The sequence below is a fragment of the Campylobacter concisus genome (assembly GCF_002913045.1).
Taxonomy (GTDB): Bacteria; Campylobacterota; Campylobacteria; order Campylobacterales; family Campylobacteraceae; genus Campylobacter_A; species Campylobacter_A concisus_AP.
Genome location: NZ_PPAF01000035.1, coordinates 502,987 through 513,123, shown reverse-complemented (window position 1 = coordinate 513,123; position 10,137 = coordinate 502,987). Strand labels below are relative to the sequence as shown.

Annotated in this window: 8 protein-coding genes and 1 pseudogene; 1 reads left to right on the top strand and 8 read right to left on the bottom strand. The window is 37.7% G+C overall.

Annotated elements, in window-relative coordinates; genetic code table 11:
- Position 1: 1 nt before the first annotated feature.
- The 8 genes and pseudogenes from CYP43_RS06505 to CYP43_RS06470 all read right to left on the bottom strand — a co-directional run bounded on the left by CYP43_RS06505 (position 2) and on the right by CYP43_RS06470 (position 7,910).
- Positions 2 to 1,414, bottom strand: a complete 1,413-nt coding sequence (locus CYP43_RS06505; protein ID WP_103582939.1) for a replicative DNA helicase — start codon at positions 1,412 to 1,414, stop codon at positions 2 to 4.
- A 10-nt stretch (positions 1,415 to 1,424) separates the two neighbouring features.
- Positions 1,425 to 2,483 carry a flavodoxin-dependent (E)-4-hydroxy-3-methylbut-2-enyl-diphosphate synthase gene (gene ispG, locus CYP43_RS06500; RefSeq protein WP_085658583.1) on the bottom strand — a complete coding sequence of 353 codons (1,059 nt, stop codon included), beginning with the start codon at positions 2,481 to 2,483 and terminating at the stop codon, positions 1,425 to 1,427.
- 67 nt (positions 2,484 to 2,550) lie between these two features.
- Positions 2,551 to 3,645, bottom strand: coding sequence for a hypothetical protein (locus tag CYP43_RS06495; protein WP_103582938.1), 1,095 nt, complete (start codon positions 3,643 to 3,645; stop codon positions 2,551 to 2,553).
- A gap of 10 nt (positions 3,646 to 3,655) precedes the next feature.
- Positions 3,656 to 5,109, bottom strand: a pseudogene (locus CYP43_RS09720) (MBOAT family O-acyltransferase).
- A gap of 51 nt (positions 5,110 to 5,160) precedes the next feature.
- Positions 5,161 to 7,014, bottom strand: a complete 1,854-nt coding sequence (locus CYP43_RS06485) for a primosomal protein N' (RefSeq protein ID WP_103582937.1) — start codon at positions 7,012 to 7,014, stop codon at positions 5,161 to 5,163.
- Positions 7,014 to 7,430: a type II secretion system protein gene (locus CYP43_RS06480; protein ID WP_103582936.1), complete on the bottom strand. Its 417-nt coding sequence runs from the start codon at positions 7,428 to 7,430 to the stop codon at positions 7,014 to 7,016. The genes CYP43_RS06485 and CYP43_RS06480 overlap by 1 nt, the downstream gene beginning before the upstream one ends.
- A complete protein-coding gene (locus CYP43_RS06475; RefSeq protein WP_103582935.1) occupies positions 7,427 to 7,663 on the bottom strand; it encodes a hypothetical protein in 237 nt (78 codons plus the stop codon). The genes CYP43_RS06480 and CYP43_RS06475 overlap by 4 nt, the downstream gene beginning before the upstream one ends.
- Positions 7,664 to 7,676: 13 nt before the next feature.
- Positions 7,677 to 7,910: a cell division protein ZapB gene (locus CYP43_RS06470; RefSeq protein ID WP_021091279.1), complete on the bottom strand. Its 234-nt coding sequence runs from the start codon at positions 7,908 to 7,910 to the stop codon at positions 7,677 to 7,679.
- 125 nt (positions 7,911 to 8,035) lie between these two features.
- Here CYP43_RS06470 and uvrB point away from each other — a divergent pair, with 125 nt between their 5' ends.
- Positions 8,036 to 10,012 carry an excinuclease ABC subunit UvrB gene (uvrB, locus tag CYP43_RS06465; RefSeq protein WP_103582934.1) on the top strand — a complete coding sequence of 659 codons (1,977 nt, stop codon included), beginning with the start codon at positions 8,036 to 8,038 and terminating at the stop codon, positions 10,010 to 10,012.
- The last annotated feature ends 125 nt before the right edge of the window (positions 10,013 to 10,137 follow it).

Here is a 10,137-nt window from a genome sequence, read left to right as displayed (position 1 = left end):
ATCAGCCTTCAAATGAAACATCAGATACTGGCATTGCAGACATATCTTCAAATCTTGAGTGTTGCTTTTGAAAGAGCACATCAACTGAGCCAGTTTCGCCATTTCTATTTTTGCCAACTATGATCTCAGCCTTTTCTTGAAGCTTATTAAAGACGTGATTGCTTTTGTACTCTTTACCCTCGGCACTTGCGCGTTTTTCTTTCTCTTTTTCTTCTTGTTCTAGATAAAACTCATCTCTATAAACAAAAAGAATGATGTCAGCATCTTGCTCGATCGCGCCTGACTCTCTTAGATCACTTAGCATAGGGCGTTTGTTTGCGCGAGATTCTAGGCTTCTGTTTAGCTGAGAAAGAGCGATGATTGGCATATCTAGCTCACGTGCCAAAAGCTTTAACCCACGAGAAATTTCAGCTATTTGGACGTGACGATCAGCGTAGTTATTTGTACTCATCATAAGACCGATGTAATCAATCACGCAAAGTGAAATTTCAGGATGCATAGCCTTTAGTTTTCGCATTTGTGTTCTTACTTGATGGATATTTACATAGCCACTATCATGCACAAAAAGCTTGCTAGCCGCGAACTCCTCGCAAGCATCGCTAAATCTAGCCAACGCTTCATCATCCATCTTTGCAGTCATTATGTCTTGAAGCGGGATAGAGGTCTTGCTTGCTAGCATTCTCATCATTATTTGCTCAGCTGGCATCTCGAGCGAGAAAAAAACAACTCCAGCATTATTTTTTAAAACCTGACTCATAAAATTTAAACAAAGTGTCGTTTTCCCCATGCCTGGACGAGCTGCGACGATGATGAGGTCACCATTTTTAAAGCCCTTTATCATCTCATTTAGCTTCTTAAATCCAGTATCAAGTCCAACAATATCTTTTTCGCCAAGCAAGGCTTGAGCATTAATATGATCCATCATTTTCATGATGATCTCTTTGCCTTCTTTTATAACTCCGGTGCTTCCACCTTCTATCAAAGAGTAAAATTCCTGGCTAAGATCATCGACCATATCGCGGCTTGGCTTGTCTTCATTTACTTTGCTTGGTATATTGTGAGCGATCTTTACAAGACTTCGTTTTATAGATTTTTCTCTTAGTTCATTTGCATATTTTTGAATGTCTATTAGGGAGTTTGTGCCCAAAATATCTAGTATTAGCTCTTCGTCGTATTTTTCGCCAAGTCTATTTTTTAAAAATGGCATAGTTATAGGATCATCGCTATTTAGGCATGCTACCATTGCATCATATATTTGCGAATGCCCTTTTAGATAAAAATCCTTTGCCTTAACAATGTCAAAAATTTCACCTAAAATATCGTTGTTTTGCAAAATGGAACTTAGTATAGCTCGCTCCATATCAATGTCGTAAAGGTTGGTAAATTCTATCTCGTTAATTCTTTGCTTTGCCACAACTTTTCCTTTAGTCTCTACTTTTTATCTCGTCATCGATCTCTTGTAAAAATCTATCCACAAGCTCGCTCTCAGGTAGTCTTGCGACCACTTCGCCGTGACGCATTATCATGCCATTTCCTTTGCCAAATGCTATGGCAACATCTGCGCCTTTTGCCTCGCCGATAGCATTTACCACGCAGCCCATAACTGAGACGTTTAGCGGCTCTTTTATACCTTTTGTTTTTTCTTCTACGAGCTTTACTGCTGCCATGAGATCAGCTTGCAAACGACCACAAGTTGGGCATGAGATGATATTTAGACCCTCTTTTTGGCGGCCACTATCTTTTAAGATCGCCTTTGCGACTTTTATCTCCTCTTCTAGCTCGCCTGTGATGCTAACTCTCATCGTATCGCCAATGCCTTCAAGCAAAAGCCCACCAAGCGCGATCGCGGACTTGATAGTGGCGTGAAATGTTGTACCAGCCTCAGTAACACCAAGATGAAACGGATAGTTTGTCTTTGGGCGAAGCGCCCTATAAGCTTGCATAGTGCGCTCGACGTCGCTTGATTTGAGCGAAATTTTAATGTCTGTAAAGTCAAAATCCTCAAGAAGCTTGATGTTATACATCGCACTCTCCACCATCGCCTCCACAGTGCGGCCGTAGCGATCCTCAAACTGCTTTTCAAGCGAGCCAGAATTTACGCCTATGCGGATAGGTAAATTTCTTTGTTTGCAGGCATCAACGACTGCTTTTATATTTTTGGCTGAGCCTATGTTGCCTGGATTTATGCGGATAGCATCGACAAATTCGCTAACGATGAGCGCGTAGGTGTGGTTAAAATGTATGTCTGCAACGACTGGAATAGGTGAGCCTGCAACGATCTGCTTTAGCGCGCTAGCGTCCTCTTTATCAAAAACTGCGCAACGCACGATATCACAGCCTGCAAAATAAAGCCTCTGTATCTGCTCAAGCGTGCCTTTTACGTCTTTTGTCTTTGAAAAAGTCATTGATTGCACGGATATTGGCGCGTCGCCACCTATTAAAACATTACGAATTTTTATCTGTTTTGTTGGGTATCGTTGCAAAATTTTGCCTTTAAATTTTTATTGGGGATTATATAAAATCTTGGCTTTTAAATAAATTTGTTTAACCCTAATCCCCAAAAACTTCTTGCCTATATTCTTGAGTGTTTATAAATTTGCTTCGAAGGCTCTTTTGTTTTTCTATGTGAGCATCAATATTTTTACTAGTTATTTCTACGCCAAAATCTTTGTAGCTACTTTTATTCATAAGTCTATCTAATACTATATTTCCAAGTTTTGGTGTATAGTGACTACTTTCAAAATAAAATTTCATTTTGGCACCATCAGTAGGTATTTTTTCATTAGTTATCTCGTGATAAACGGCAAAATCAACTACTCTAAATGGCTTTTTATTGTATTTTTTAGCCACTTTTTCTACTGTTAATACGATATCCTTTTTCCATTTATACCAAGTATCAAGTCCAATAAAATAATCAAGAGATTCCCAAAGTCGTATGTGGGATGGATTAAAGATTATATCCGTATCCACATCGTTTTTATAAGCTATTTCTAAAAGCTCTTCAAAATCAAGAAAACTATTTTTACCAGTGTTGGTATAGGTATAATTTTTTGAATTATTCTTGTAATAATCTTTTTCTACTGATTTGAATTCATCTGCATAATTATTATGCTTAAGAAAAAGTATTGTGTTGCCGTTATGTAAAACAGCGGCATTTCCATTTTCAAACATTGTCTTAAAACTATCCATTAAGGCATCAAGACTAAAGATATATTTTATTTTACTAGAATTACTTATTATTCCATCATTCTCTTTATCTTTTTGGCTGAACATCCTGTAATCAAGGCATAGCAAAACATGTTTTAAATTTTTTTGTTGTATTGAAAGTTCAAATAGCTGTTTGTTTTCATATATGCTTCCACCACTAATTGCAAGATTATATGAGACAGGTTTAAAATATTCATGACTAACATCTATGCCATATTTTGGTCTTGATGTTCCTAGTGCAATTGAAAATGGCTTTATTTGTTTTATTATTACAGGTTCTATTTCTCTTGATTTATCGTAAATTGTTACCTTTCTAAAATTAAATAAGTTTACTTCATATATGTAATAAGGATTAATTGTAAAAATTATCAAGAAGGTTAAAATAAATAAAATTATTGTCGTTATAATCCAAATTCTTATCCATTTTATAGGTTTCATTTTATATCCTTTAGAAATTAAAATATAGGAATTCTGAGATCTTATTTAGTGAAAGAATGGCTAATGTAAAAATAACAGTAGATAATAGAATATTTCTAAAATTAAATTTTAATTGTTCTAGTTTTTTTATACTATTTTTAAACACCAAAACTAAAATAAAGCCAAGTAACATGAATAAAAAAGTATTTTTATTTCCAACTCTTTCTATAAAGTTATTAAAACCAACTCCATATTTAGATAAAAACTCAAGCTTTGCTGCTAGAAAATTTGGTAAAACTATTCCACTAAGCCCAAACATCCCTTTTAGTACTTTTAAAGCGTCACCCCACTCCTTAGCTCTAAAAAATATCCAAGCGATATTTATGAAGTTAAAGGTCATAAACCAAGCCACGAATTTATTTAGCCTAAAGCCCAGCTCGCTCCAAATCCTTTGTATAACCAGTGCCACGCCGTGCAAAAATCCCCAAAACACAAATGTCCAGCCGGCCCCATGCCAAATACCGCCTATTATAAAAGTCGCCATTAAATTTATATAAGTTCGAAATTTGCCTCTACGATTACCTCCTAGCGGGATATAAATATAGTCTCTTAAGAATCTACTTAATGTTATATGCCATCTGCGCCAAAAGTCTTGAATGCTTAAGGCTTTATAAGGTGAGTTAAAGTTTATTGGAAGCTTAATATTAAAAAGAAGTGCCGCGCCGATAGCCATATCGCAGTATCCGCTAAAGTCAAAGTAGAGCTGAAATGTATAGCTTAGGCTAGTTGCCCAAGCTTCAAAGAAATTTAAAACGATAGCGTTATCAAATCCGTTTGTTGCCCAAATAGCAAAATTATCAGCAATAACTACCTTTTTAAAAAGACCTACCGAAAAGATAAATAAGCCAAGTGCTATATTTTTGTAGTTGATTATTTTATTTCTAGTATTTGCAAACTGCGGCATCATCTCTTTGTGATGCACGATCGGACCAGCGATTAGCTGCGGGAAAAAGGTAACAAATAAGCAGTAGTTTAAAAAGTCATACTGCCTCGTACCCCCCCCATAGCACTATCAACCAAATAGGCTATCTGCTGAAAAGTAAAAAACGAGATAGCAAGAGGCAAAAGTAAATTTAAATGAGATATGTGTGTGCTAAAGATAAAATTTACATTACTTATAAAGAAGTCTGAATATTTAAAATATCCAAGGAGTATTAAATTTGCCGTAATCCCTAGTATAAGAATAAATTTTTTAGAAATTTTACTATCTTCTTTGTTTAGCTCCACTCCAAAGCGGTAGTTAAATATCATGGAGCCTAAGATTAGTGGCAGATAAATGACATTCCACCAGCTGTAAAAAAAGAGAGATGACAGAACCAAAAAGCCTTTTGCTACTTCTGTAAGGCGCTTTTTATTTAGATAAAAGTATATAAAAAATGTAAATGGCAAGAATAAAAATATAAATTCGTAAGAGTTAAAAAGCATTGATGTATCCGTTAAATTTTTGGCGAGATTATAGTAAACATTAGCTAATCCCTAACTAAAGTTGACTGGGTCTATATCAATATCGCTAAGCTCGCTTTTGCAGAGGTTTGCAGCTTTTAAAAGAGGTATATGTGAGTTTGAGCGGAGTAAAATTTCATATCTAAATTTACTTCCAAGATACTCTATCTGGCACTTTCCGTATCCTATGACCTCAAGCTCATCGCTTCTTAGAGGTTCTATTCTTTGCACAAATTCATTCAATGTATTTTTTACTATGCGTTCATCTTTATGTGAGATGATAATGCGAAGAAGCCTAGTAAATGGCGGATATAGTCCCTCGCGGTAGCCAATCTCATCTTTTAAAAATGCGTCATAATCACTGATGTAGCTCTCAAAAAATTCTCTTTGTTTGCTTTGAATGATAACTCTACCAACCCCGTTTCTACCAGCTCTTCCAGCTACTTGCATGGCAAGAGCGAGCGTTCGCTCTCTGGCCTTATAATCAGGAAAATTTAAAAGCTCGTCAAATCCCATGATGACAGCAAGCTCTACGTTGTGATAATCATGCCCTTTGCTTAACATCTGTGTGCCAAGCAAGATATCTATCTTGCCGTCGTTAAATTCTTTTAAGGCCTTTACGAGCTTGTTTTGCGTCGTTATCTCATCCCTGTCAAATTTAGCGATTCTGGCGTTTGCAAACTCATTTTGCAGCCTCTCAAGTAGTTCGCTCGTGCCAATTTTTTTAGCCTCTATCATCTCGCTACCGCACTGGTGACAAAATTTTGGCACGGCCATTTTATGCTCGCAGTATTGACACTTTAGCACGTTTTGTTTTTTGTAATAGCTCATACCGATGCTGCAAAATGGGCACTTTAACGTTTCACCGCAGTTTTTGCAAACTAGATATTTAAAATTTGCCCTTGTTGGCAGGCAGATGACAGCTTGCTTTTTATTCACGAGTGTCTTTGAAATTTCATCTTTTAAAATTTCACTAATTCCAGTCTCGCTCTCATCGAAAATGTAATTTTTTTGCGAATCAAAATATGTCCCTTTTAAGCGAAAATGCTCCTGCTTGTAAAAGCTAGTAAGGCTTGGTGTGGCACTTCCAAGCACCACTTGTAGATCAAATTTGCTAGTTAAAAAGAGTGCAAGATCTCTTGCGTTGTAGTTGGGTTTTGAGCCTGTGTTTTTGTAGCTATCGTCATGTTCTTCGTCTATGATGATAAGTTTTAGCCTCTCAAGTGGTAAAAATAAAGCCGATCTTGCACCTGCAACGAGCCTAACTTTTTCACTTTTTATATCTTTTAAAATTTGCTCTTTTTTCTTTGATGTTATCTTTGAGTGCCAAACAGCTACCGCCTCGCCAAAGAAGCCCTCAAGGCGTTTTTGCATTTGTGGCGTGAGTGAAATTTCAGGCATTAAAAATAGCGCTTGGCTGCCTACGTTTAAAATTTCTCTGATCTTTGCTATGTAAATCTCGCTTTTTCCGCTTCCAGTGTCGCCAAAGATGAGTGAAATTTTACGTTTATTTATAAAATCCAAAGCCTCTTGCTGTTTTTCGTTTAGTTTGGGTGCCACATTAAAATTTTGATTTTCATAAATTTGATCTACTGCAATATTGTCATTTGGTTCAAATAAATTTAGGCTGACGCCAAGCTCGCATGTGTAATATTTTGAGATAAATATTGCCAATTCGCTTTGCATTGAAGTTAGATTAATCGGTAAAATTTCTAAAATTTTACTTGTTTTAAACTCTGGTTTGTCAGTCTCTTTTATGATAAAAGCAGTAAGAATTTTGCCTCTTAAAGAAGCCTTTACGCCTTGAAATTTTTCTAGTTTTTGATCGCTTTCATAAGTGAGTGGGGCTAAATTTAGCCCATAAAATGCGAGTATGTAGTAATGCATTACTGAAGTGATTTGCAAATTTCATTTTGGTCATTACAGCTAAAATCGCCAGTTGTTTTATCGTATTTGAAATTTGCTACTTTGCCATCTAGTCTAAATGTATATTTGTCATCGCTTATTCTGTGCCAGCCATTTTTGTTGCCGCTATCTTTTATCGGTATATTTATAACATTTTTGAAAAGTTTGCTTGGATCGCCATCGTCTAGTTTTTGTGGAAATTCTGGCTTTGCTTGCAAGATATTGTCATTGTATTTTAGTGAAATTCCGCTTCTTATAGCAGCAAGTTGAGTTTTTGCATTTGAGATAGTAGCGTCACTTCTAGAAAAAAATAGCCTAGGTATAGCGACTGTGCTTAAAATACCTAGTATAACTACTATAAATATCAGCTCAAGCAAGGTGTAAGCTCGTCTTTTCATCTCTCTTCTCGCTTTAATGTCTCATCAACGTTGCCAGTTAAATTTTTTACCGCCTTTATCACAGCATAATTTTCATAACATTTTTCTATAAAGGCATTTAAAAGCTCTTTTGGCTCGATAAATTGGCGCCCGCCCATTAAATTTTGCCAGTCATCTTCAAAGAATTTAGCAAAATCATCATCAAGCGTGATTGTGTAGTCGCGAGATGATATAGTGAGCGTAATTTTTTTCATATTTTAGCCAAGCTTATCTGCCAAGGACAGCTTCGATTTTTCTCATTACGTCATCAGCTTCGGTATTTTTCTTGTCAAGATCTTCTTCTAAACGCATGATTTGATTGCTTTTTGCCTCATTTTGTGCTTTTAAAGTTACGATCTCATTACGCAATTCTTCGTTTGTTTTGCAAAGCTCATCATATTTTGTGATTAGGTCATTTACTTTATCGCTTAGTGTGGTTAAGATAGCGTTGTCTTCAAACATCAAGATTCCTTTAAAATAATAATTAGGCTCGTATTCTAACACGCAGAGGCTAAATTCTTATTAAAATTCTCATTTGACAAAGCACTATCTTTGCTATAAAATTCGCCCAAATTTAAAGGCAATCAATGAGTAAATTTGAAATTTCATCTAAATTTAGCCCAAGTAGCGACCAAGCAAGAGCGATAAAAGAGATAGTAAAAAGTATAAAATCAGGCAATAAATACCAAACTCTTCTAGGTGTGACAGGATCTGGCAAGACCTTTACCATGGCAAACGTAATACGTGAGCTAAACATGCCAACTCTTATAATGACGCATAACAAATCTCTTGCCGCTCAGCTTTATAGCGAATTTAAGGGCTTTTTTCCAAAAAACCATGTCGAGTACTTCATAAGCTACTACGACTACTACCAACCAGAGGCATACATCCCAAGAAGCGACCTATATATAGAAAAAGATAGCTCAGTAAATGAGGAGCTTGAGCGCCTGAGATTAAGTGCGACGGCTAGCTTGCTAAGCTTTGATGATGTGATCTGCGTGGCCTCAGTCTCTGCAAACTATGGCCTTGGTAATCCAAGCGAGTATAAAGGGATGGTGGCATATCTTAGCGTGGGTGAGAAGATAAGCCAAAGAAAGCTTTTAGAACAGCTTGTGGATATGGGCTATAAGCGCAATGACAACTACTTTGACAGGGGCGACTTTCGTGTAAATGGCGACGTGGTTGATATTTATCCAGCTTACTATAACGACGAAGCCCTAAGGGTTGAGTTTTTTGGCGATGAGATCGATACGATGTATCATTTTGATGTGCTTGATAACAAAAGGCTAAAGGATATCTCTAAATTTACGCTTTATGCGACAAGCCAGTTCATAGTGGGTGCTGATAGGCTAAAGATCGCGATGAAAGAGATCGAAGAGGAGCTAGATTTTCGTTTGAAAGAGTTTAACGAGCAGGGCAAGCTAGTAGAGGCGCAGAGGCTAAAGCAAAGGGTGGAGTTTGACCTCGAAATGATGGCAAGTACGGGCATGTGCAAAGGCATCGAAAACTACGCGCGCCACCTAACTGGTCAAAAACCCGGAGAGACGCCGTACTCGATGTTTGACTACTTTGAGATAAGTGGCAAAGACTATCTAGTTATCGTCGATGAGAGCCACGTGAGTTTGCCGCAGTTTAGGGGTATGTATGCGGGAGATAGGAGCCGTAAAGAGGTGCTTGTGGAGTATGGATTTCGCTTGCCATCAGCACTTGATAACAGGCCGCTTAAATTTGATGAGTTCATAAGCAAAAAGGCGAAATTTCTCTTTGTCTCAGCCACGCCAAACGAATATGAGCTTGGTATCAGCCAGGGGCACGTATATGAGCAAATTTTGCGTCCTACGGGACTGCTTGATCCGCTTATCGAGATAAAAGATAGCGATAACCAAGTCGAGGCGCTATTTGACGAGGCAAAGGCAGTCATCGCAAGAGGTGAGCGTGTGCTAGTTACGGTGCTAACTAAAAAGATGGCCGAGGAGCTAAGCCGCTACTACATTGAGCTTGGCGTAAAGGTCAAGTATATGCACTCAGACATCGACGCGATCGAGCGAAATGAGATCATTAGAGGGCTTAGAAGTGGCGAATTTGACATGCTAATAGGCATAAATTTGCTCCGTGAAGGGCTGGACCTGCCTGAAGTGAGCCTGATAGCGATCATGGACGCCGATAAAGAGGGCTTTTTGCGCTCGACAACGAGCCTTATACAGACGATGGGGCGCGCAGCTAGAAATGTAAACGGCAAGGTGTTAATGTTTGCCAAAAAGATCACGCACTCGATGAAAGAGGCAATCGATACGACAACGGCTAGGCGTAAATTTCAAGATGAGTACAACAAAGCTCATGGCATCACGCCACACTCTGCAAGTAGGAATATCGAAGAGAGCCTGCATGTCGAAGATGATGGTGAAATTTATAAACGTGGCAAGAATTTAGAAAAGATGCCAGCAAGCGAGCGAGCCGCGATAGTAAAAGAGCTAAGAAAGCAGATGCTTGAAGCGGCGGCGCAGCTTGAGTTTGAGAAGGCAGCGGCGTTGCGTGACGAAATAGCGAAGATGAGAAAGCTATAGGCGTTGTCTTTTGTGTATCTTTAAATGAGCTTGCTAAAATTTTGCTCGACAGACTATATGTCTAGTCTGCGCAAATTTTAACCTCACAACATTTAGATATACAATAAAATATTGCCGTCAAGTGC

Bases quoted from the DNA above. Each gene is read 5' to 3' on its own strand.
- uvrB (WP_103582934.1), top strand. From the start codon at position 8,036: ATGAGTAAATTTGAAATTTCATCTAAATTTAGCCCAAGTAGCGACCAA.
- CYP43_RS06480 (WP_103582936.1), bottom strand. From the start codon at position 7,430: ATGAAAAGACGAGCTTACACCTTGCTTGAGCTGATATTTATAGTAGTT.
- CYP43_RS06495 (WP_103582938.1), bottom strand. From the start codon at position 3,645: ATGAAACCTATAAAATGGATAAGAATTTGGATTATAACGACAATAATT.
- CYP43_RS06470 (WP_021091279.1), bottom strand. From the start codon at position 7,910: ATGTTTGAAGACAACGCTATCTTAACCACACTAAGCGATAAAGTAAAT.
- CYP43_RS06485 (WP_103582937.1), bottom strand. From the start codon at position 7,014: ATGCATTACTACATACTCGCATTTTATGGGCTAAATTTAGCCCCACTC.
- CYP43_RS06475 (WP_103582935.1), bottom strand. From the start codon at position 7,663: ATGAAAAAAATTACGCTCACTATATCATCTCGCGACTACACAATCACG.